Consider the following 22367-nt stretch of genomic DNA (forward strand, 5'->3'; position numbering starts at 1 on the left):
GAGCGAGCTTGCTCGCGAAGGCGTCGGGTCATACACCATGGTGGTGGCTGACCCAGCGCACTCGCGGGCAAGACATGGCGATGCAACCCGACTCTCTCTTATCACCGGAACCCTTGATGCAACCCGAGCAGTTCTCCTCCGCCGTTCTCGACTGGTACGACCGCCACGGCCGTCACGATCTCCCTTGGCAACACGACATCACCCCCTACCGTGTGTGGGTGTCGGAAATCATGCTGCAGCAAACCCAGGTCAGCACGGTGCTTGGCTATTTCGATAAATTCATGGACTCGCTCCCGACCGTGCAGGCGTTGGCCGAAGCGCCGGAAGATGAGGTCCTGCATCTGTGGACCGGGCTGGGTTACTACACCCGCGCGCGCAACCTGCAGAAAGCCGCGAAAATCGTGGTGGCCCAGCACGGCGGTGAATTCCCCCGCGACGTGGAAAAGCTCGTCGAGCTGCCCGGTATCGGCCTCTCCACGGCGGGCGCAATTGCCAGCATCAGCATGGGCCTGCGCGCGCCGATCCTCGACGGCAACGTCAAGCGCGTGCTCGCCCGCTTCACCGCTCAGGAAGGCTATCCGGGTGAGCCCAAGGTGGCGAAGCAGATGTGGGCCACGGCAGAGCGCTACACGCCGCACAGCCGCGTCAATCACTACACCCAGGCGATGATGGATCTAGGCGCCACACTTTGCACCCGGACCAAACCCAGTTGCCTGCTCTGCCCCCTGGAACGTGGATGCGAAGCGCACATGCTCGGTCAGGAAACCCGCTATCCAATACCGAAACCGCGCAAGGTCGTGCCGCAAAAGCGCACCTTGATGCCGATCTTTGCCAACGACGAAGGCGAGATTCTGCTCTATCGCCGCCCGTCGACCGGGCTTTGGGGCGGGCTGTGGAGCTTGCCGGAGCTGGACGACTTCAACGACATGCAGCATCTGGCCGACCAGCACGCCCTTGAATTGGGCGAGCATCAAGCCCTGCCGGGCCTGATCCACACGTTCAGCCACTTCCAGCTGACCATCGAGCCCTGGCTGGTCCGGGTCCGCGCGTCCGTCCATCACGTGGCCGAGGACGACTGGCTCTGGTATAACCTCGCCACCCCGCCGCGCCTGGGCCTTGCCGCCCCGGTGAAGAAACTGCTGAAAAACGCAGCCGACGTACTGAATGCAGGAGAGTCCTCATGACCCGCACCGTGATGTGCCGCAAATACAAAGAAGAATTGCCTGGCTTGGACCGTCCGCCGTATCCGGGCGCCAAAGGTGAAGACATCTACAACAACGTCTCGCTGAAAGCCTGGGGCGACTGGCAGAAACACCAGACCCTGCTGATCAACGAGCGCCGCCTGAACATGATGAACGCCGAAGATCGCAAATTCCTGCAGACCGAGATGGACAAATACCTGTCCGGCGAGGAATACGCCAAGGCCGACGGCTACGTTCCTCCTGCCGAATAACCCTTGGCAGACAGTGTTCGTCGTAAGCGGAGGAAATAATTCAGATTTTTTTCAACACCATGCTTGACGACCTCCTGAAAAACACGTTTAATGCGCCCCGTTGCCCAGATAGCTCAGTCGGTAGAGCAGGGGATTGAAAATCCCCGTGTCGGCGGTTCGATTCCGTCTCTGGGCACCACCTTCCGTTTTCAGGTGATGCCAAGCACAGTTGAAAACACACAAGAAGCCCGCCTCGTGCGGGCTTTTTGCTTTTCACGGTTCCCTACCGCTTCTTTGTAAGCCCGAATAGACGTGAATGGATTCGTAAGCGCAGAGCCGTATATGTGTGAAGACGCCTAGGTGGTGGCCGACGTCTCCGACAAACGCGCGTGTCGTCGCTCAAATCACTCGATGGAGGTATGGGAGCAGATCGCCGGGCTTTCAATCATGCTTATTTTTCTTGTGTCCATGTCGCTTGCCGTGAGAGCGGTTGTTGCCGCCGTCATCTGCCATGTTGCTACCCACTGCGCCTCCGGCAGCGCCGCCTAAGCCGGCACCTATGGTTGACCCTGTTGAGCCACCCAACTGGTTACCAATGACAGACCCACCCGCTGATCCCAGCCCCCCGCCGATAGCCGCCTCGGTCTTGCTTCCTCTTTTGGCGCCCAAAGCTCCGCCAGCGGCTCCGCCGACACCCGCACCCACCGCCGCGCCGGTGCTTCCACCCATTTGCTGTCCAATGACATTCCCAAGCGCGCCGCCTATGCCTCCGCCCACTGCGGATGTTCCGTCCCCAGCCGCCAGCGCGCATTGAGTGCCAAGCATTCCTAAAAGCAGTATCGGTACAGTGATTCGCATGGATTCAATCTCAAGTGGGTGAAGTAGCCTCTCGGGGAAGCATCGAGCAGGACTAAAACAACGGTGCTGGACTGGGCTAGGGAGATTCAACTCAGAGTATGTCCAGCGGAATGCTCATACCCTCACATCGGCTGCCGTGGATAAATCTTGATGAGGTAGAACTACTGGCGGGTGGCCAGCGCCGAGATGGACAGCCATTCAGACCCACCCCTTGCGATTCTGTCTCTAGGCACCAAAAACACCAAAAAACCCCTGCATCGAAAGATTCAGGGTTTTTTATTGGGCGCGATTTATTAACATCGCAGGCTGGAGCCAACCAAGGAAGCTTCGTGATGGCATCTGTCAGCAAGCAGCAAAAACGAGCCAAGCGCGCCAAGACCAAAGCCAAAGAGCAGCGAGTCGCCCGCCAGCACCCGCAGACTCCCGACCCGATCGTGCCGGATTACTTCATGCCTGATTTCTTCTCGGAGGACGACGCAGAGCTGGACGACGATACCTTGCTTAAGAATTTCGTGGAGCCCGACATCCTCGAAACCATGGACGAAGAAGAGCGGGAAGCGATGGCGGCGGTGATAAGGGGCGAAGCCGACGAGATGTCGATCACTGAGGACGAAATGCTGCTGATGGAGGTTTACCAGTCCCCTGCGCCAGAGCCGTCTCAGGAGCAACGCCTCGCGCATTACGAAGTGCTCAAGGTTGCTGAGCAGAAAGGGTTCCTGGATTTGCTCGATGCCTTTGCCAAAGGTCCGATAGCCGCACACGCCTTCTACGACTTCAATTTCGACGACTACCTCGACGTTCTGGTGAACACGCTGGGCGCCTACATGATGTGGGCCCACGGACTGGATGAGGCGACTGTCAGGGCGCGCATTCACGACGATGATTTCTATGAGGCGTTCCGCGCCATTCTCAGCGAGATCGAGATGGAATCCACGATGGAGATGCTGGGGATCGACCGCAACAAGCACGACGAACCGGCTCAAGACTGAATACAATACGCGCCCGATGATCCTGGGCCATGCGAATGGCTGCACCGCACAAGGAACCGCCGTCATGGCCTCCCCCGACAAACAGCAAAAGCGCGCCCAGCGTGCAAAGGCCAAGGCCAAGCAGAACCGTTCCGGCAAGGCCCGGCCGAGCGTCATTCACCCGGTGCTCAACCACGCCTTCGTCAACGAGCCTTTCGATGACGTCGAAATTGATCTGAGCACGTTCGATTTCAAAGACATCGAAGAGAACGGTTTCGACCCGGCGGACTTCGACGACCTGTTCGAAGCAATGAAGCAGGCGGAATCGATAAGCCTGCTGGCGCTGTGCGTGGTCTTCCTGCAATACCCGGTGCTGGAGTTGGTGATTGCTGAAGAAGACGAAGAGCCGGCGACCGACTTCATGATGGGCCTGCTGATCACCTACCGCGGGCTCTTCCACGAGGAAGATGAAGACGCGGCCGTTGAATGGATCGGCAGCGATGCCTTCCAGACTGCCTACAACGAAGCGTCCGTGATCCTGCAGAAAAAGAACGCGAAAGGTGCAGGCGGGCGTTCTTAAAACGTTTTTTGATTTACATGACCCCGGTCAAAACGGTAGCTTTGCGCCATTACGAGAATGCAACTCCTTCTCAACTAAAGGCTAGCCGTTTTGACACTCCCAAACACTCCTTCGCCTGAACCCATCCCAGGCGAAACGAGCGCTTACTCCCGAACCCGAATTGTCCTGCATTGGTTGTCTGCTGCCGTCATCCTGTGGGCGACGTTCAGCGGCTTCGGCGTGGCATTGCTGGATCAGAACGACCCATTTCGGCTGTGGGTTGAGTCGTTCAACCCCCAACTGACCAGTCTGTTTATTCCGTTCTTCGCGTGGCGGTTGTGGCTGGCGATCAGAGCCCCTGCGCGGCACTCCGCTAAAAACGTCCAGGCGCGACTGGCGAGCGCTGCGCACAAGGCGATCTACGGGACGGTGGCGGGCGTGCTGATTACTGGGGTGCTGATGATGAGCCATCCGGTGATGCTGCTGGCGCTGGTGCCGCTGCCACAGCTCATTCACTCAAAGATCGCGCTGCTGGAGTTGCATCAGCTGCACCACGTCCTGTGCGCAGCGTTGGCAGGTTTGGTAGCGCTGCATCTGGCGGCGGTGGTACTGCATCAGGTGCGCGGAAAATCAGTGCTGAGCAGGATGAGCTAAGCCGCCGAATCTCCTCTGCGCGACCCAATCGTGGAGCCAAAAAAAAACCGCCATCATCCCTGATAGCGGCTTCTCGGCAGCGGTCGGTCACACCGACTCACTCCCCCATCAATTCAACACAACTTTCCCTGCCTTCCCCGCCTTGCGACGGCTTGAAACGATCAGGCCTGCTGCCACAACCATCAGGCTCAGCAGCCCGGTGGCGATGATTTCCATACGGTGGCCTTCCTGGAACAGCATGATGGTCAGCACGGCGACGATGAACACGATCACCGCCCACGTCAGGCCGGGGAACAGCCACATGCGGAAATCCACCGCCTGGCCTTCTGCTTCACGCTTGCGGCGCATACGCAGCTGGGACACGGCAATCACCAGGTACACCAACAGCGCGATGGCGCCCGAGCTTGCCAGCAGGAAGTCGAAGACCGCCGCGGGCGCAACGTAGTTGGCGAACACGGCAGCAAACGCAGCGCCGGTCGACAGCAGCACCGCCCAGTAAGGCGTGCCGGCTTTGGTGGTGCGCTGGGAAACAGCAGGGGCGTCACCCCGTTTGCCGAGGGAAAACAGCATGCGTGAAGCCGTGTACAGCGCCGAGTTCAGGCAACTGGTCACTGCGACCAGCACGACGATGTCGACGATCAGCTTGGCGTTCGGAATGCCCATCAGGTCGAGCACGGTCTGGTACGAACCCACTTCAGCCAAGCGGCTGTCGTTCCACGGCACCAGCGAGACGACGAGGAGGATCGAGAGCAGGTAGAACAGGCAGATCCGCCAGATCACCGAGTTGGTGGCCTTGGTAATTTGCTGGCCAGGATTCTTCGACTCTGCCGCCGCGATGGTGACAATCTCCGTCCCCATGAACGAGAACATGGTGGTCAGCATCGCCGCCAGCACCGCACCCATGCCGTTAGGCAGGAAGCCCTGCGTGTCATACAAGTGACTGACGCCGCTGACCTGGCTGTTCGGCAGCAGACCCAACACCGCCGCAATGCCCAGCACCACAAAGCCGATGATCGCGAGCACTTTGATCAGGGCGAACCAGAACTCGAACTCTCCGTAGTTCTTCACGCTGAACAGGTTGGTCGCGGTGAGCAGCAGGGTGATCACCAGCGTGAATGCCCAGATCGCAACGTTCGGGAACCACGCGTGCAGGATGGTCGCGGCGGCGTTGGCTTCCAGCGGAATGACCAGCACCCAGAACCACCAGTACAACCAACCGATGGTGAAGCCGGCCCAGTGCCCGATCGCGCGGTCGGCGTAGGTCGAAAAAGAACCGGTGTCAGGCGAAGCGACAGCCATTTCCGCCAGCATGCGCATCACCAGTACCACCAGCGTGCCTGCGGCGCCGTACGCCAGAAGCACGGCCGGCCCTGCTTCGGCGATCGCGTGGCCGGAGCCGACGAAGAGGCCAGCGCCGATGACGCCGGCGATAGAGAGCATCGTGATGTGCCGCGGTTTGAGCCCTTGTTCAAGGTTTGAAGCGTTGGGTGTACTGCTCATGGAACCAACCTTAGAAGGATTTTGTACGGATCAGGACGTGTAGAGGCTCTTCGTAAAGAGAACACAACAGCTCTGTTATTTATTTTTTACGCAAGAATTACGCCAAGATGTTTCAAATGCGACGTCGCAGCGGGATACGCCCACTCCAGACGATTTCCGCAAGTCCATGAATGCAATAGCAATTCGCCACTCGTGTAGGAAACGTTACTTGGAGCAACAGGAGGGTGACGATTAGCCGCACCGAAAATACACACTAAATACGAAACGGCACCAAATAAGCGCACAAGAATGGCCGTCGATTGCGCTCATGGCCGAAACACCCTTCCCCACGACGGTTAAAGCTGGCACCATCGCGCCCTTTTTGCGCAACGGCATTCAATGCCAGCGCTCATCAAGCTCATCCTTATGAAGCTCGCGCCGCACGACCGTGCGACCGCCAGGTTGTGTCCAACTGGCAACCCGATGAGCTCACCGAACACACGAGGACTGAACATGGCCGAGGCCACGCCCGCCCTGGAAATCCGCAATCTGCACAAACGCTACGGCCAACTCGACGTGCTCAAGGGCATCTCGCTGAGCGCGCGCGATGGCGACGTGATTTCGATTCTGGGTTCCTCCGGCTCAGGCAAGTCGACGCTGCTGCGCTGCATCAATTTGCTGGAGAACCCCCATCAGGGGCAGATTCTCATTGCCGGGGAAGAGCTCAAGCTCAAAGCCATCCGCAAAGGTGAACTGATCGCCGCCGACAACCGTCAGATCAACCGCCTGCGCAGCGAGATCGGCTTTGTTTTTCAGAATTTCAATCTGTGGCCGCACATGACCGTCCTCGATAACATCACCGAGGCGCCGCGTCGTGTGCTGGGGCAGAGCAAAGCCGAGGCCACTGAAGTCGCCGAAGCGCTGTTGGCCAAAGTGGGGATCGCCGACAAGCGTCATGCCTATCCGGCACAATTGTCGGGCGGCCAGCAACAACGTGCCGCCATTGCGCGCACGCTCGCGATGCAGCCCAAGGTCATTCTGTTCGATGAACCTACCTCTGCCCTCGATCCCGAGATGGTGCAGGAAGTGCTTAGCGTTATTCGTGGCCTGGCCGAAGAAGGCCGGACCATGCTGATGGTGACCCACGAAATGAATTTCGCCCGGCAGGTGTCCAGCGAAGTGGTTTTCCTGCACCAAGGGCTGGTAGAAGAACAAGGATCGCCAGACCAGGTCTTCGATGACCCGCGGTCGGCGCGCTGCAAACAATTCATGTCCAGCAATCGCTAACGGAGCAACATCGATGCAGACCCTGAGAACTATTCTGTTGGCCGCTGCCGCCACCCTGGCAATGGCCTCCAGCGCCTTTGCTGCCGAGACCCTGAAAATGGGCATCGAGGGCGCCTATCCGCCGTTCAACAACAAGGACGCCAGCGGTCAGGTGGTGGGCTTTGATGTAGAGATCGGCAACGCCCTGTGCGCCAAGATGAAAGTGACGTGTGAAACGGTCACGTCCGATTGGGACGGCATCATTCCAGCGCTCAACGCGCAGAAGTTCGACTTCCTGATCTCGTCGATGTCGATCACCGAAGAGCGCATGCAGGCCGTGGATTTCACTATCCCGTACTACTCCAACAAGCTGCAGTTCGTCGCGCCAAAAACCACCAACCTCAGCGGCGACCTGGCCGCCATCAAGGAGACGCTGAAGGGCAAGACCATCGGCGCACAACGTGCGACGCTTTCCGGCTCGTGGCTGGAAGACAACTGGGGCGACGACGTGACCGTCAAGCTGTACGACTCCCAGGAAAACGCCTTTCTCGACCTGGCCTCGGGCCGCCTCGACGCACTGCTCGGCGATAAATACGCCAGCTATGAGTGGCTGAAAGGCAAGGAAGGCCAGAGCTTCGAGTTCAAAGGTGATGCGCTTCCGGTTGACGACAAGATCGGCATCGCGGTGCGTAAAGACGACCCGCTGCGCGACAAGCTGAGCGAAGCACTGAAAGAAATCATCGCCGACGGCACCTACAAGAAGATCAACGACAAGTACTTCCCGTTCAGCATCCTCTGACCTGCCTGACCTGCGCTGCTGCCTTCCCTTATAGGCAGCGGCGCCTGCCCTCTAGACAAACAAAGCCATGAACTTCGATCTCTATGGATTCGGCCCGGCCCTGGCCGCCGGCATGCTGATGACACTTCAACTTGCGCTGTCGGCCCTCTGCCTGGGATTGGTCCTCGGCCTGCTCGGGGCGCTGGCGAAGACTTCGCCGAATCGGGCCTTGCAGTGGCTGGGCGGCACTTACTCCACGCTGGTGCGCGGCATCCCCGAATTGCTGTGGGTATTGCTGATCTACTTCGGCACGGTCAGCTCGATGCGGGCGATCGGCAAGCTGTTCGATATTCCCAACCTGTCGCTGAGTGCGTTCGCGGCTGGCGTCATTGCCCTGGGCCTGTGCTTCGGCGCGTACGCCACCGAGGTGTTTCGCGGCGCCATGCTGTCGATCCCGAAGGGTCATCGCGAGGCGGGGCTTGCGCTGGGCATGTCGCGCTCACGCATCTTCTTCAAACTGGTGATGCCGCAGATGTGGCGCATCGCGCTGCCGGGACTGGGTAACCTGTTCATGATTTTGATGAAGGACACCGCGCTGGTGTCGGTCATCGGCCTTGAGGAGGTCATGCGCCACGCGCAGATCGCTGTCACGTCCACCAAGCAGCCTTTCACCTTCTATATGGTCGCGGCGCTGATGTACCTGTGCATGACCGCGCTGTCGATGATCGGCCTGGCATGGCTGGAAAAACGCGCATCCGTGGGCTTTGTGAGGAGCGCGTCATGAGTTGGGAATTTGTCCTCAAGTGGCTGCCGAAACTGCTGCACGGCGCCACCGTCACGCTGGAGCTGGTCGCCGTCGCGGTGATTGCCGGCCTTATCCTCGCCATACCGCTGGGCATCGCTCGCGCATCGCGTAACGCCTATGTCCGGGCGCTGCCTTACGCCTACATCTTCTTTTTCCGTGGCACGCCGCTGCTGGTGCAGCTGTTTCTGGTGTATTACGGCCTGGCGCAGTTCGACGCCGTCACCAAAGGGCCGCTGTGGCCTTACCTGCGCGATCCGTTCTTCTGCGCGGCGCTGACCATGACGCTGCACACCACCGCCTACATCGCGGAGATCCTGCGCGGCGCCATTCAGGCGGTGCCGCCTGGCGAAATCGAAGCGGCCCGCGCACTCGGCATGTCCAAAGGCAAAGCGCTGCTGTACATCATCCTGCCCCGCGCCGCGCGCATCGGCCTGCCGGCATACAGCAACGAAGTCATTCTGATGCTCAAGGCCAGCGCATTGGCGAGCACCGTGACCCTGCTCGACATCACCGGCATGGCCCGCACCATCAACGCGCGGACCTACATGCCGGAGCAGACCTTCCTGATCGCCGGGCTGATCTATCTGGTGATGTCGTTCGTGCTGGTGCAAGGCTTCAAACTGCTGGAGCGGTACTTGCGGGTGGACGCCAGCCAAGGGCGGTGAAGCCTGATGCGCGCTCTAGCGGGAAACCTGTGGGAGCAAGCTTACTCACGCAGAGAACGCGGTCCATGTGGGAGCGAGCTTGCTCGCGAAAGCGTCACTTCAGCCGCCAAAGATCACCGTGGCTGAAGTGCGCTCCCTGCCCATGATTCACCGTATGCTGCAACGCATATCCCGACTGCCTTAATCCAATGCCACTCACACTCACGCAACTCCAATCCCGGTTCGCAGCGCTCGATGCCTTCCTCCTGGAGCATCAGGCCCTGTGGCGCCCGCGCCCCTTCACCCATCGCCACCTGCCGTGGGAGTCGCAGCACCCGGAGCTGTCACGCTGGCTGCGGCAGCGTTCGCTCGAAGAAGCAGAAGCTGCACACAACCACCCCGGACTTCTCGATGCGCCTCAGCCCTTTGCTCAGCTGGCTTTACAAGCGACGGCGTTAAGTGAGATCGACGCGCTGCCCCCCGTTAGTCTGGCGCCTGTGTCATCGCGCATGAGCGTCGACGTACCCGGCCGCAAATGGCAGCAAATCGAAGCCTTCGCCAGCCGCTTGAGCTTTCAAAGGCAGCCAACCCACTGGCTGGATTGGTGTTCGGGCAAAGGCCATCTCGGTCGACGCCTCGCCCATGGCGGTCAGTCGCTGACCTGCCTGGAATACGATGCGGACCTGGTTGAATCAGGAAGGCATCTCAGCGAAAAACTGGGCCTCACCGCCGACCATCTGCACCAAGACGTTATGGCCGACGATCCAGCCGGGCGCCTGGAAGCGCATCACACGCCCGTCGCTTTGCACGCCTGCGGCGACCTTCATGTGCGCCTCATGCACCTCGCCAGCCACGCACGCTGCCGACAACTGGCCATCGCGCCCTGCTGCTACAACCGCATCGTCGGCGAGCACTACGTACCGATCTCCCAGCAGGGCAAAGCGTCCACGCTCACGCTCTCCATCGATGACCTCGGCCTGCCCCTCAGCGAAACCGTCACCGCCGGCGCCCGCGTGCGCCGCCAGCGCGACACCTCCATGGCCCGACGCCTCGGCTTCGACCTGCTGCAGCGAGAGCTACGTGGCATCGACGACTATCTGCCAACACCCTCACTGCCCAGCGCCTGGCTCGACAAAACCTTCGCCGACTATTGCCGCGACCTCGCCGAACTCAAGCAACTCCCCTCCCCCGGCGTTCAGCACTGGGAGGCATTTGAAGCGGCGGGCTGGAGGCGTCTGGCCGAAGTGCGCAACCTCGAATTGCTGCGCAACCTCTTCCGCCGGCCATTGGAGATGTGGCTCATCCTGGACCGCGCGCTTTATCTGACTGAGTGCGGGTATGACGTGCGCATCGGCACCTTCTGCGACAGCCAAATCACTCCGCGGAATCTGCTCATTCTCGCAGAATGGCCGTGAGCATTTTTTGACGCGCGCGCCTGTGGATAAGTCTGTTGATGAAATTCCAGCGAACGCCCGGAAATCCTGCCGTGAGAGGGATGTAACCATTTGTTCATTTTTTAGGCAGCGTAAAATTGGCGCTAAAACAGTAGCTTGCGAACGATTGAGAATGGTTCCCGAATCTGACCGATCGTCGCCTTCGGTTTGTGCGGATTGTGAATAACGGTAATCACCTTCCGGCATAAGGGCCGCGAAAAAACTGAAATTAGGGCTTTACTCGCCAGATCAAATCCCTATAATCAGCGCCCACAACGCCGGTATAGCTCAGTTGGTAGAGCAACTGACTTGTAATCAGTAGGTCCCGGGTTCGACTCCTGGTGCCGGCACCAGACTTAGCAAAAAGGCTCACCGAAAGGTGGGCCTTTTTTGTTTGTGCCAAATGCCACACCGCCAATCCCCGCGAAAGCGCACTCCGCCGCACTACCGCCCTACCTCCCCGCCCAACCCCCACAAAAAGTCCGAAATCCCGTAGGACGCTTCTGAAATTAAGCGATATCCTCTCGACCGCTTGAACGTGTCTGATCCGGCGACTACCTTCCCGCGTGTCGTTGCAAACAACGACCGGGTTTAGTCGCCCGAACACGTCAGGCGCGTAACGCCCCATAACCTGAGCCGCTGTCATCGACATCGGTTCTGTCCTTTTATGGTGGCTGTACGAGGGGCACCTTCGGGTGCGCCGGGTGCCTGACTTCCCGGTCGACTAACCCGCGTACAGCCGCCACCTATTCGTTTAGTCGCGAACGGTGTCGGTCTCATCCAAGTCAGGAGAGACACCATGATTAGATCCACCCCTCACCCACCCGAAACACCCGCCCCACAATCAACCTGCACCAACGCCAACCTCGGCAACCTGAGCCTGCTCTCGGTCAAGCCCGGCGTAAGAGCTGAGGACGCATTGCTCACCGCCTCCGAATACCTCGCCTGCGCCGCAGCCACCGCCTACGAAGTCGCAGATAACTGCACGCTGGAATTCCGCCCGTTAGCGCGCTCGGTGGTGCATCAGCTTGATGCGGCGCGGGCGTTGATTGAGGTGTCGATCGCCAAGGTGGGCGGTTCGTCTTTGTAGCTGCCCCGCTGCGATCTATTCGCGTAGGCATTTCCTTGCGCCAACCTGCGCCCGTCTCTTGCTCCCGGAAAGAGACGGGCGCTCCTATCGCTGCTGCAGCCCAACTCGTACAAGGCTTCCATGAGCTGCGAGCGGCGTATGCATGTGAGCTCTACGAGCAGATCACCCTGCACCAAGCACCTATCAACGGCGGTGAATGTTCTCAGGTAGATAGGAGTCTTGATCGTGAGGCTCGGACGCAAGTCAGCTATGAAATGGGGCACGGCCGGATTGACGTGGTCGGCGCCTACATTGGAGGGCGACCATGACTGAACCTTTCGATATGGAGGTCTTCTTGGGCGGCGTACTGACCGGGTCACAAGCAACGCGGAAACGCCATTTGCGGCAGGCAACGATTATCCACGCTGCAATCGCAGAACGCTGGCAGCGAAAAAACCCTTGGTTTTGGCAAAGAAAGCATTTGGCTTGGTTTCTAAATCATCGCATTCGTCAACGCAGCGAATCGGTACTATTACATGTTGACGATCCGGCTGCTCGCTCGGCGTCTAAATACATCATGGGTTTTCAACATCTGACCGAGGCATGATCCTGATGGCCATGTCCGACACCCGAGACAGCCCGCCCAGCTATCGGGATGGCCTAGCTAATCGTTTTCCACTTTTACGCACTTCTCAATATTCTCGCTTCTTCCGCACACTTGAATGCAGATCTCGGTAGCATCAAGTGTTACAGACAATCGGTGCTTTATCAGATAGCATTCTGCCAAACGGCTCCACGGACGAAGGGAGCGAGGCGAACAAAAAGCGAAGGAGTTCAGATGGGCGGCATTGCACGACCCAAGCCTTCCATTGTCGACAGCTTTAAGAAGCACAAAGTCGAGGGTGGCAGGCAATACTATTTCGATCCCAACGAACAGCGCTACTATTCTTGGGACTCCCTTCACGGGGAGTTTGAGGTATTTGATAAGCGCGGTTACCACTTGGGCTCGGTATGTCCTAAAACGGGGATAACCTTGAAACCACCCGTCAGAGGACGGCGGTTTAACCCAAACTAGGGGATTGACATGAGCTTTGTAAAACTTTGCCTTAGAGGCGATGTATTGACCGATGAAGTAGATGACTTCGTCGAGGACTGGCACGAAGGCCGAAAAGGTATTGACCAGGAACTTCACGAATATCTTGGCATGACCTGGGAAGAATACTCGGTCTGGTCCACAAACCCTTCTATGCTTCCATATATTCTATCGGCAAGAAAACATGGAATAAGTTTTGAAGAAGAGTTGAACAGGGACCGATACGCTCTGGCTGCTCGCGCGTCTTCACCATTAGAAGCGAAGCGTATCATAGAGTGGTTGAAAGACGAGGAAGGTAGTTAATGTCTCCAGAAGAACGGATGGCTGCTAGAGTACTTAAACGAAAAAACCTGACTCCTCCATACGACCTTCTGGATTTGGCAAACACTTTCGGCGAGGTGCGTTATCGAAGCTTTCCTTTCAAAGCCGACGGTATAACTGTCGGAATTGGCGAGCAAGATCGGCCGACAATTTACATTAACAGCGACTATCCCGAGACAAGGCAATGTTTTACCTTAGCTCATGAGATCGGACATATCGTAATCCCTTGGCACACTGGAACTGTGGTATCGCACCTAGACCCCGGATCCGACGATCAAGATTATTACGTGATGGAGCAAGAAGCCAATAGGTTCGCCGCTGAATTATTAATGCCGACTGATTGGTTGAAATCACTATTCAGTGAATGTGCATCGATTGAGAGTTTTTTTAGAAAAGTTCTCGCTTTGACCGGAGCTTCAAAGGAGGCTGTTTTTTACAAGATCTTCAATGAATTGGATGCACCGATAGCCTGTGCTCGCCTTAATGAAGGCGACGGGGCCATTTTTCAAACCAAGCGCACCAGATTCGCTCCGCATGACGACAGAAGCTCTTATCCTCGCCGACTTTACAAAGATATAGATCACGAATACGAAGAATTTTCCGTGGACGGAATGTCCTTTTGCTCTTGGTCATTCAAAGGTAAAGAAATAATTGAGATTGATACTCGTCCATGGCGAGAAATTCTTAATCAAATCCTTGATGATACGAATTTAAAGCCTAAGCTTGGCAGCATTAACGCAATCATGTCGGCAGCATTTGATAAGAACAAACACTTAGCCGAGGATGATATTTGCGGGGGCGTCTTGAGATCTTTCAGATCTCGAAGCCAACTACCAGGATTCAAAGATCACGCGCTTTTTGAGCAGTATGTAATCAAACGTGTAAAAGAACTAATGCTGCGAGCTCAACAAAAGAAATAGTTCGTCAGGATGTAGTTCGGCATTTAAAAGATCTGACTAAGTGTCGCCAATCGGCGGCTTTTTCTATTTTAGCAAGCGAGCTTAAAATGCCACTGGGCACTTCGTACGGCTTGAAGCTAATCACCTCTTCACCTAGCCAATCACGTAGGGGTGGAAATTACGGCGCGGTCAAGGCGCACGCAGATCGGTGGCAAAAGTTCGTGGTGTGATGCCGGTCTGAGGATGACCCTAAGTTCAATGATGGGCGGCAGATTGATCAGCAGGTGTTGGCCGATTACGCGGCTTATGTTCGTGGTCAGGTTGAACGCGGCGAACTTGGCGAACTTGGCGACCACCTGATCCCCAATTCGATTCCACCAAACGCCATAACTAGCTGATTTATTTATAGCTACCCTCTGAGGTACGCCAATAAACTCACCAGATTCCAGCCCCGCGAATTTCCTATCCTCACAGCAAGCAACCGTTCGTCTGGTGCCGCACCAGATTAAGCTAAAAGGCTCACCGAGAGGTGGGCCTTTTTTATTTGGGCGTTTCAGTGTGGGAATTGCGGCACACATTCACCAACTGAAAAGCCTCAGCCATCTCCACACAGACCCTCATTGTCCCCGCCTCAATCCACGGGCATCATCGTGCTTCGACATAAGGACGCGTCTCCATGGCCAATCCCACGCTCCACCTCCTGTGCGGCAAGATCGCATCCGGGAAATCCACCGTGGCGAACTCTCTAAAAGCCGAACATGCAGCGATCCTGCTGACCGAAGACCATTGGCTCTCAAGACTCTACCCAGACCAGATCCACTCAGTCGCAGACTACGTAACACTCTCAAGAAGGCTCCGAGATGTCGTAGGCCCTTTAGTCATCGACATGCTAAAGGCCAGGATCAATGTGGTTCTCGATTTCCCCGCTAATACTCCCGCAGACCGCCACTGGTTACGCAGTCTGGCTGCTACCGCACAGGCCTCGCACAGCCTTCACTTCATCGACGTCGACGACGAAACCTGCCGCGCCCGGCTGCACCTGAGAAATGAAGGCGGTGAACACGACTTCGCAGCAACCGACGCTGAATTCGATCTGATCACCAGCTACTTCGTCGCCCCAGATCAGGAAGAAGGGCTCAACGTGGTCATTCACCAGGATCACGCCTAAACGGCTGCCACCCAGAGGGAACCAAACTATTAGGTTCAAATGGCGCTCTAAGATTCAAAGCGCCCCCTCCCCCATCCCGCCCCCATCGAGTAACGTATACCCATCCAACGGGCCCTCGCGTCTGCGTCAGGACAGCGACCCGCCATCAGAAACACGATAGAAGGCCCAACCGTGCACAAAGTCCGATTGATCAAGTACGTCTGGACCCACCAGACCCCGGAGATTTCGTCTGAATGGTCCAAGCTGCTTTACGAAGTGGAGCTGCCGTTCGTCCCCTTCCATGGCTTGAACATTCAGTTGCCGATGCAGCGCGTCTGGCGGATTCGGGATGTGGAGTGGAACGTAGAGGAGCAGACCTTTCGGTGCCATATCGAAGATCAGTTCATGAACTTGCTGGACGTGGACGACTCGTACGAGGACTGGATTGAAACCTTGCTGGAGTGTGGCTGGGTGCTGAGCGGCCGCTACACCAATGAGCACAACAAGACCTGATTCGCCTTTGCTCAAATTTTTCCCCGAAACTTACGCAGGATGCGCGCTGTGCCCGGCAGAGACGACTAACCAATGCCAGACTGGATAGCAAGCCAGGCACAAGACCTGTTTTGACGCCCTATTCCCTTTGAGCATGACTGCCATGAAATGGATTTCCTGTTGTATCCGTTACGCGGCCGGTGCGCTCTTGGCGTGCTCGTCGATGGCGTATGCACTTCCTTTCGTTGACGTGTACGTGGCCGAGGCTCCGCCGCTGACCATGGCCAGCCAGGGTGACCAGCACGGGATAGCGGGCGACATCACCCTGCAGGCCATGGCAATGGCCGGGTATTCCGCTCACCTGCTCTCACCTCCGTGGCCACGGGCGCAACGGGACGTGATGCTGGGCACCAACAGGCTCATCGCGCCGCTGACCCGCACACAAAGTCGTGAAGACAGCTTCACCTGGATCGCTCCGGTGATGACGATGGACCGGGCGTTTTTCAGCCTTGATCGTCATGTCGAGAGTTTTGAAGAGGCGCGCCAGACCTTCAAGATGATCGCCGTCGGCAGTGGCTCGGCGCAGGAGACGCGGCTACGTGAGGAAGGCTTTTCAGCCGCTCAGATTTATCCGCTGAAGATCGGCGAGAACCCGGCGCTGATGTTGCTCAAGGGCCGGGTGGATGCGTGGTTTAACGGCGTGCCGGAAACGCTCTACATCTGGAAGCAGATCAGCGAGTGGCCGCTGTTGATGAGCAGGCCGTTGATGACCGCCGATCTGTATCTGGCGTGCTCCAAGGACTGCGACCCTCAGATGGTCGAGAAGCTTAGGGCGGCGATCGACAAGCTTCAGTCAAACGGGTCGATCAAACGCGTCCAGCATGACTATCTGAAAGGGCTGCCCGTCCAGTGATCGGGTCAGCGCTGCTCTAACGCCCATGCTCGCCTGTCACGGCAGCAAAATCACCTTGTCAGCGCCGCCTTGATTCACATCGGCGTAACGCGCCAGGCCCTCTTCCAGCGGTGATTCAATCAGGCCGGTCGGCAGCGGCAAGGTGCCGTCGTCGAACTGTTTGCCGAACTGCTCAAGCATCCGCGCGCAGGCTTCAACGCCGTACAGCAACGAGTTGATCCCCACCACCGAACCGCCCTTGCGGTACAGCGCCAGCGCCGGCAGTTGCACGTGACCGTCCGTTGGCGCGGCAATAATTGCGATGCGACCGAATTGCGCCAACGCAGGCACAGAAGCCGGCAGCCAGAAGCCGGTGGTGTCGAAGATCACGTCGGCGCCGCCTGAAAAAACCGCGTTCACTTGAGTGCCCAGGTCTTCCGGCTTGTCGAGCTGGATCGCGTTGAAGCCTTGCTCTTGCAGCGTTTTCAGCTGGTCGGGTTTACGCACCGCTGCCAGCACCTGGGCGCCGCGTATCTTCGCCAGTGCGATGGCGGCGCTCCCCACCGCGCCATTGGCACCGATGACCAGCAACCGAGTGCCAGCCTGCACGAGGCTGCGCTCAAGCGCGTCCCACGCCGTGGTGTACGGGACGCCCAGGCTGGCGGCCTGGCTGAAAGTCAGCGACGCCGGTTTGATCGCCACGCCTCTGGCCGACAGGGTGATGTAGCCCGCGTGGGAGCCGTCGCGGACAAAGCCGATTTCCTTGCCAGTGCCCCACACTTCTTTGCCGATCAGTTCCTGCGGGCCTTCGACGACAACGCCCGCGAAGTCACGACCCGGAATGCGAGGCATCGTGGTGTAGGGGAAACGGCCCAGGACGTTTTTGACGTCGCTGGGGTTCAGGCCTGCGGCCTTGACCTGCACCAGAACTTCGCCAGCCGTCGGGACAGGCGTGGGCAGATCGACGACTTCCAGCGCAGCCAAGTCGCCGGTGCGGGAGAAATGCAGAGCTTTCATATGGATTCATCCAGAGTGGGGAAAGGGAAGTCGTCGATTCAGGACGCCAGATTGGACAAGAACTGCTTGCCCACCGGCCACAGCCATTCACCGGCTTGCATGCCGAGCAGGCCAACCAGTGCGACCAGAGGCGGTGCGGGTGAACGGAAATCCAGCAGGCCGTACAGCAAACCGACGGCGATACCGATGGCGAGGGAAATGACGTAGCTCATGACAAACTCCGGTGCGTGGGACGCGCGGCTCGATGGCGGCGCGACTGCGTTAAGCGATGACCAGAGTGTAAGAAGGATCGGCAGGCGCTACCGGCCAAGAGCTTCTGAATTTCGGACAGAAGCAGCGCACGCGCTAGCTAGCGGGATCAGCGACCGGGTACTGAGAAGGCGCCATGCCCAGTTCGCGGCGGAACATGTCGCTGAAGCTGCTCGGCGAATACCCCATGGAACGGGCGATGGCGTTGACCGGCACGCCCTGAATGATCCCCGCCACCGAGGTCGCCAGTTGCACCTGTCGCCGCCATTCGGCGAAACCCATGCCGAGCACCGCCTGAAACAGCCGGGACAGCGTCCGCACACTGGCACCGGCGTTTTCGGCGTGCTGTTCGAACGACACGTCGATGGACGGCTCGATCATCACCGCCTGGCACACGTTCATCAGCCTGCGGTCGCTGTCATCGGGCATCGGCACTTTCAGCAGCGAACGCCGGGCACGCTTGAGTTCGAGCAACGCCAGGTTCACCACGGCCTCGTAGTAGTCCGACTCCTTGTCCTGCTCGGCCACTAGACCGACGATCAATTCGCGCAACAAGCGACCGACTTCCAGCACCTGAACCGTGGTGTCGAGAGTCCGAGCGAGCGCCGGGCGCAGGTAGATGTTGCGCATTTCCAGATCCGACACCACGCGGATGGCATGGGGCACGCCAGGCGGCAGCCAGACCGCGCGCTGCGGCGGCACGACCAGCGCTTCATTGGGGGTCTCGACCCACATCACGCCCGACATCGCATACAACACCTGCCCCCACTCATGCTCATGGGGCTCGATGTACAACCCGCGCGGGTACGTCCGTGACAAAGGTTGCACGGGGACGGCGGTATCGGTGAGGTCGGGCGGCGCGGCGATTGCCATGATGAAACCGAAGGGAGTGAGATGCGGCGATGGTAGCGGGAGAGCGGGGCGGCGATCCACCTTGCTCGAGGAGCCGGAACGTTCAGCCATTTCCTCTGGGGCTGGAAGTAAGCCTTTCGCGAGCAAGCTCGCTCCCACAGGATCGGGGTCGACTCAGCATCTCAGGCACGCCGCTCGACTCGTGGGAGTGAGCTTGCTCACGAAGAGGCGAGTACAGCCGCTAGATCTCCAGCGGCTGTCATGCAGTCTTCGCGAGCAAGCTCATTCCCACAGAGATGGTGTTTGCCTTGCGAAAGCGCGACGTCTGGACCACATGAATCTCCTACAGATTCACGTCAGTCAGAAGACTTCAAACATCAGAACACGTTGATCGGGTAATCGACGAAGATCCGCGTTTCGTTACCGCCAACGTTGTATTGATCCACATCGTTGGAGACGCGCAGGAACGAGTTACGCAGGCGCACCGACAGGTCTTTGACCGGGCCGCTCTGGACCACGTAGGTCAACTGGCTGAACAGTTCGCGCTCTTCGCCACGCCCACGACCGCTGCCGTCGTCGATATTGTCGCCGCGCACGTAGGCCACGCGGTAGCTAAGGCCTGGAGTGACAACTGTTCCCAGGTTCACGCCGTAGCCCACCTGCCACGAACGCTCGTCCTTGCCGTTGAAGTCTGACCAGTAGGAGTTCGCCAGGTAGATGGTATTGCCGCCATCGCCGGTGCCGCCTGCGTTGCGGTAGCCGCCGTAGGTGTAACCGGTCTCGCCGGTGCTGCGCTGATGCGCGAGGGTGAAGGAGTGGATGCCCACCGCCCAAGTCGCCGCCAGGCTCCAGATCTTGTTGTCGCGGGCGTCGTCGACGGCGAAGTCTTTGTCCAGCTTGGTCTTATAGCCGTTGAAGTCGAAGGTCAGCGACTGATCTTTCGGCATCGCCCAGACGTAGTTCAGGTTCACGTACTGCTTCTTCAGCACGTCTTCGTCGTCAGAGGCGTAAAACGCGGCGCTCAGGGCTTCGGTGAATTTGTAGCTGCCGCCGTAAACGTTGATGCTTTTCAGATCACCGCTGTCGCGGCCTTCGGCGCTCTTGCGGGTTTCGGCAGTGAAGCGGCCGGCCACCAGCGTGAGGCCTTTAATCTCTTTGGAGGTGATCATGGTGCCGGTGTAGGACTCAGGCAACAGACGCGAGTTGTCGTAATTGAGTACTGGCAGCTCCGGCATCATGTCGCCGTATTTCAGTTCGGTATTGGAAACCCGGAATTTGACCGCGCCGCCAAAGCGCGACAGGTCGTCCGCCGCGTTGCCGCTGTCGCCCTGTTTGAAGAAGTCGATACCGCCCGCGCCGCTCTTGCCCTTGCCTCCGTCCAGACGCGCTGCGTACAGACCAAAGGCGTCAACGCCAACGCCCACCACGCCCTGGGTGAAACCGGACGTGTAGCCAGCCATGAAGGCCTGACCCCATTCCGAGCGGTCCTGCGGTCCGTTTTTATAGTCACGATTGATGTAGGCGTTACGCAGGTTGATCTTCAGGCTGCTGTCTTCGACGAAGCCCTTGGAATCTGCCTGACCGTCCGCCATGGCGTGAGTGGCGGCAAGGATGCCCAGAGCGAGCAGGCCGATACGCTGTTTCATCTTGTTGTCCTTGTGAGCGGATTAATCGCGCGCTGTGGCAAATGCCCGGGGGTGGGCAATTGCGTCCCCCGGAACTGGAACCGTTCCGGAAGCCCGCACGAAATCATCGCAGTGGACTACTGATGCACGTACATGGCGCTAGGCCACAGGCGGTGGAGCCGCGAATGCTATCCCCGGCCTGCCGGGGTGTCAATTTGATGAAAGTCAAACCGAGGCAGGCCGTGTCTGTGGTCGCATCCACAACACCTTTGTCAGCTGTGAAGCAGGCCCAACATTGCTTCGATCTCTGCGTCGTTGATCAGCCCGATGGGGTAACGCTTGGAGAGCATCTCTCGAAAATCACCGCGTTGCTCCAGCGCCTGCACGTCAGGCATGCGCTCCATCGGGATCCGGGTCGTCCGTAACCAGTCCGCCATCATCTGCCGTGCTTCACTGCTCGCAGAAAAACCTCGAGTCACTCGCAACTCATGACCTGCGTTCATAAGGACAACCTCTTATGTCGTGGACTGCGAAATCTACGGGGCTTTTGTTACAGACGGACGACCCGGCGCGAGCAATTCCGCGCCTTGGGATCCCATCTTCCTACGACCGACTGGAAACTGTCCGCCCATAAAAAAGCCCATCGTCTGATGGGCTTGATGACAGCAAGAAGCGAACCAACTCAGCTGCGATGGGGGGCCGGTTGCTGCTGCGTCAGGCAGTGAATGTTGCCGCCGCCCAGCAACATTTCACGGCCCGGAACCATGACCACCTCGTGTTCCGGGAACAACTGCTGGAGGATCTTGCGGGCCGTGTCATCCATCGGATCGTCGAAACACGGGGCAATGATGCCGCCGTTAACGATCAGAAAATTCACGTACGAACCGGCCAGACGCACCGATGGGTTGCGCTCCTGGCTGCCATGCACCTGATCCACACCGGCGCACTCTTCTTCAGTGGCAAACAGCGGGCCCGGGATCGGCATCCTGTGTACGACGAACGGACGTCCCTTGGCGTCCCGGGCATTTTCCAGCACTTTCATGGCCGCCTGGCACCGCGGGAAATTGGGGTCTTTCGGATCATCGGTCCAGGCGAGTAACACTTCACCGGGGCGTACGTAGCAGCAGAAGTTATCCACATGCCCGTCGGTCTCGTCGTTGTACAAACCATCCGGCAGCCAGATGATTTTTTCGACCGACAGGTGATCGCGCAGCACGGCTTCAATGTCTTCGCGAGACAAGTGCGGGTTGCGGTTGCGGTTGAGCAGGCATTCTTCCGTGGTGATCAGCGTGCCCTCGCCATCAACGTGGATCGAGCCGCCTTCCAGCACAAACCCTTCGGTGACGTAGCGCGAGCAGCGCTCGATTTCCAACACTTTGCTGGCGACCTGTTCATCCAGGTTCCACGGTGCGTAAAGCCCGCCGTCGAAACCGCCCCAGGCGTTGAAGCCCCAATTGACGCCGCGAACCTCGCCCGCGTCATTGATGACGAAGGTCGGACCGCTATCACGCACCCAGGCGTCGTTGCTGCTGAGCTCGACGACGCGGATGTTGGGCACATTCAGTCGTGCGCGGGCATTGTCGTACTGTGCCGCCGAAACGCCGACGGTGACAGGCTCGAAACGGGCGATGGCCTTGGCCACGGCAACGTGATCGTTCTGAACCGGCTTGCCGCCCAGACGCCAGTTGTCCGGACGCTCGGGCCAGATCATCCAGGTTTGCGTTTGCGGCGCCCACTCGGCAGGCATGTAGAAGCCATCGGCGCGGGGGGTGCTGTTGAGAGTGGTCACGGTAATCAGAACTCCATGAAACGACGTGGGCGTCTACGGCCAAATA

Annotated in this window: 25 protein-coding genes, 2 tRNA genes and 2 pseudogenes; 21 read left to right on the forward strand and 8 right to left on the reverse strand. The window is 58.5% G+C overall.

Annotated elements, in window-relative coordinates:
• Positions 1-116 precede the first annotated feature (116 nt).
• The 3 genes from mutY to AC3ISG_RS23365 all read left to right on the forward strand — a co-directional run bounded on the left by mutY (position 117) and on the right by AC3ISG_RS23365 (position 1631).
• Positions 117-1184, forward strand: coding sequence for an A/G-specific adenine glycosylase (mutY, locus tag AC3ISG_RS23355; protein ID WP_489298067.1), 1068 nt, complete (start codon positions 117-119; stop codon positions 1182-1184).
• Positions 1181-1453: an oxidative damage protection protein gene (locus AC3ISG_RS23360; protein WP_122622902.1), complete on the forward strand. Its 273-nt coding sequence runs from the start codon at positions 1181-1183 to the stop codon at positions 1451-1453. Before mutY ends, AC3ISG_RS23360 begins: the two co-directional genes overlap by 4 nt.
• Before the next feature lie 102 nt (positions 1454-1555).
• Positions 1556-1631: transfer RNA gene (locus tag AC3ISG_RS23365), tRNA-Phe, on the forward strand.
• Between the two features lie 242 nt (positions 1632-1873).
• On the opposite strand, the gene AC3ISG_RS23370 is transcribed toward AC3ISG_RS23365, so the two are convergent.
• Complete coding sequence (locus AC3ISG_RS23370; protein WP_122622903.1) at positions 1874-2290, reverse strand: glycine zipper domain-containing protein; 417 nt, start codon at positions 2288-2290, stop codon at positions 1874-1876.
• Between the two features lie 332 nt (positions 2291-2622).
• On the opposite strand from AC3ISG_RS23370, the gene AC3ISG_RS23375 reads away from it, so the two are divergent.
• The 3 genes from AC3ISG_RS23375 to AC3ISG_RS23385 all read left to right on the forward strand — a co-directional run bounded on the left by AC3ISG_RS23375 (position 2623) and on the right by AC3ISG_RS23385 (position 4471).
• The gene (locus AC3ISG_RS23375; protein WP_122534027.1) at positions 2623-3279 is read left to right on the forward strand and encodes a hypothetical protein; all 657 of its coding nucleotides are present in this window, start codon (positions 2623-2625) and stop codon (positions 3277-3279) included.
• 64 nt (positions 3280-3343) lie between these two features.
• The gene (locus AC3ISG_RS23380; RefSeq protein ID WP_122534028.1) at positions 3344-3838 is read left to right on the forward strand and encodes a hypothetical protein; all 495 of its coding nucleotides are present in this window, start codon (positions 3344-3346) and stop codon (positions 3836-3838) included.
• Between the two features lie 90 nt (positions 3839-3928).
• Complete coding sequence (locus AC3ISG_RS23385; RefSeq protein ID WP_489298068.1) at positions 3929-4471, forward strand: cytochrome b; 543 nt, start codon at positions 3929-3931, stop codon at positions 4469-4471.
• Positions 4472-4579: 108 nt separating this feature from the next.
• On the opposite strand, the gene gabP is transcribed toward AC3ISG_RS23385, so the two are convergent.
• On the reverse strand, positions 4580-5971 hold the full coding sequence (gene gabP, locus AC3ISG_RS23390; RefSeq protein WP_489298069.1) for a GABA permease: 1392 nt from the start codon (positions 5969-5971) through the stop codon (positions 4580-4582).
• 492 nt (positions 5972-6463) lie between these two features.
• Between gabP and AC3ISG_RS23395 the strand changes: the two genes are divergently transcribed.
• From AC3ISG_RS23395 to AC3ISG_RS23465, 15 genes and pseudogenes are all read left to right on the forward strand, one after another.
• Positions 6464-7237 (forward strand): ABC transporter ATP-binding protein, encoded by a 774-nt coding sequence (locus tag AC3ISG_RS23395; RefSeq protein WP_489298070.1) that lies wholly within the window; start codon positions 6464-6466, stop codon positions 7235-7237.
• A gap of 13 nt (positions 7238-7250) precedes the next feature.
• Positions 7251-8015 carry an ABC transporter substrate-binding protein gene (locus tag AC3ISG_RS23400; protein WP_489298071.1) on the forward strand — a complete coding sequence of 255 codons (765 nt, stop codon included), beginning with the start codon at positions 7251-7253 and terminating at the stop codon, positions 8013-8015.
• Positions 8016-8082: 67 nt separating this feature from the next.
• Positions 8083-8778: an ABC transporter permease gene (locus AC3ISG_RS23405; RefSeq protein ID WP_122534033.1), complete on the forward strand. Its 696-nt coding sequence runs from the start codon at positions 8083-8085 to the stop codon at positions 8776-8778.
• Entirely contained in the window at positions 8775-9464 is a 690-nt protein-coding gene (locus tag AC3ISG_RS23410; RefSeq protein ID WP_122622908.1) for an ABC transporter permease, read from the forward strand. The genes AC3ISG_RS23405 and AC3ISG_RS23410 overlap by 4 nt, the downstream gene beginning before the upstream one ends.
• Positions 9465-9652: 188 nt before the next feature.
• On the forward strand, positions 9653-10858 hold the full coding sequence (locus AC3ISG_RS23415; protein WP_489298072.1) for a methyltransferase: 1206 nt from the start codon (positions 9653-9655) through the stop codon (positions 10856-10858).
• Positions 10859-11153: 295 nt separating this feature from the next.
• Positions 11154-11229, forward strand: a tRNA-Thr gene (locus AC3ISG_RS23420).
• Between the two features lie 446 nt (positions 11230-11675).
• A complete protein-coding gene (locus AC3ISG_RS23425) occupies positions 11676-11966 on the forward strand; it encodes a DUF6124 family protein (RefSeq protein ID WP_489298073.1) in 291 nt (96 codons plus the stop codon).
• Between the two features lie 107 nt (positions 11967-12073).
• Positions 12074-12274 (forward strand): annotated as a pseudogene (locus tag AC3ISG_RS23430) (integrase domain-containing protein); the annotation flags it as partial.
• Positions 12271-12541: pseudogene (locus tag AC3ISG_RS23435) on the forward strand (hypothetical protein). The pseudogenes AC3ISG_RS23430 and AC3ISG_RS23435, both read left to right, overlap by 4 nt.
• A 242-nt stretch (positions 12542-12783) precedes the next feature.
• The gene (locus tag AC3ISG_RS23440; RefSeq protein WP_024694186.1) at positions 12784-13020 is read left to right on the forward strand and encodes a colicin E3/pyocin S6 family cytotoxin; all 237 of its coding nucleotides are present in this window, start codon (positions 12784-12786) and stop codon (positions 13018-13020) included.
• Positions 13021-13029: 9 nt separating this feature from the next.
• Positions 13030-13341: a hypothetical protein gene (locus tag AC3ISG_RS23445; protein WP_024694185.1), complete on the forward strand. Its 312-nt coding sequence runs from the start codon at positions 13030-13032 to the stop codon at positions 13339-13341.
• Entirely contained in the window at positions 13341-14279 is a 939-nt protein-coding gene (locus AC3ISG_RS23450; RefSeq protein ID WP_489298074.1) for an ImmA/IrrE family metallo-endopeptidase, read from the forward strand. The genes AC3ISG_RS23445 and AC3ISG_RS23450 overlap by 1 nt, the downstream gene beginning before the upstream one ends.
• 655 nt (positions 14280-14934) lie before the next feature.
• On the forward strand, positions 14935-15426 hold the full coding sequence (locus tag AC3ISG_RS23455; RefSeq protein ID WP_489298075.1) for a P-loop nucleotide/nucleoside kinase family protein: 492 nt from the start codon (positions 14935-14937) through the stop codon (positions 15424-15426).
• Positions 15427-15597: 171 nt separating this feature from the next.
• Entirely contained in the window at positions 15598-15918 is a 321-nt protein-coding gene (locus AC3ISG_RS23460; RefSeq protein WP_037016364.1) for a hypothetical protein, read from the forward strand.
• A gap of 142 nt (positions 15919-16060) precedes the next feature.
• The gene (locus AC3ISG_RS23465) at positions 16061-16810 is read left to right on the forward strand and encodes a substrate-binding periplasmic protein (protein ID WP_489298076.1); all 750 of its coding nucleotides are present in this window, start codon (positions 16061-16063) and stop codon (positions 16808-16810) included.
• Between the two features lie 36 nt (positions 16811-16846).
• On the opposite strand, the gene AC3ISG_RS23470 is transcribed toward AC3ISG_RS23465, so the two are convergent.
• From AC3ISG_RS23470 to aguA, 6 genes are all read right to left on the reverse strand, one after another.
• Positions 16847-17806: a quinone oxidoreductase family protein gene (locus AC3ISG_RS23470; RefSeq protein WP_489298077.1), complete on the reverse strand. Its 960-nt coding sequence runs from the start codon at positions 17804-17806 to the stop codon at positions 16847-16849.
• Positions 17807-17844: 38 nt separating this feature from the next.
• Positions 17845-18018: a DUF1427 family protein gene (locus tag AC3ISG_RS23475; RefSeq protein WP_074889899.1), complete on the reverse strand. Its 174-nt coding sequence runs from the start codon at positions 18016-18018 to the stop codon at positions 17845-17847.
• A 133-nt stretch (positions 18019-18151) separates the two neighbouring features.
• Positions 18152-18928, reverse strand: a complete 777-nt coding sequence (locus AC3ISG_RS23480) for an AraC family transcriptional regulator (RefSeq protein WP_122622916.1) — start codon at positions 18926-18928, stop codon at positions 18152-18154.
• Positions 18929-19284: 356 nt separating this feature from the next.
• Positions 19285-20553: an OprD family porin gene (locus AC3ISG_RS23485; RefSeq protein WP_122534044.1), complete on the reverse strand. Its 1269-nt coding sequence runs from the start codon at positions 20551-20553 to the stop codon at positions 19285-19287.
• 251 nt (positions 20554-20804) lie between these two features.
• Positions 20805-21035 (reverse strand): hypothetical protein, encoded by a 231-nt coding sequence (locus tag AC3ISG_RS23490; RefSeq protein WP_122534045.1) that lies wholly within the window; start codon positions 21033-21035, stop codon positions 20805-20807.
• A 179-nt stretch (positions 21036-21214) separates the two neighbouring features.
• Positions 21215-22321, reverse strand: coding sequence for an agmatine deiminase (gene aguA, locus AC3ISG_RS23495; protein ID WP_489298078.1), 1107 nt, complete (start codon positions 22319-22321; stop codon positions 21215-21217).
• Positions 22322-22367 lie beyond the last annotated feature (46 nt).

Source organism: Pseudomonas sp. GL_135, from assembly GCF_057834665.1.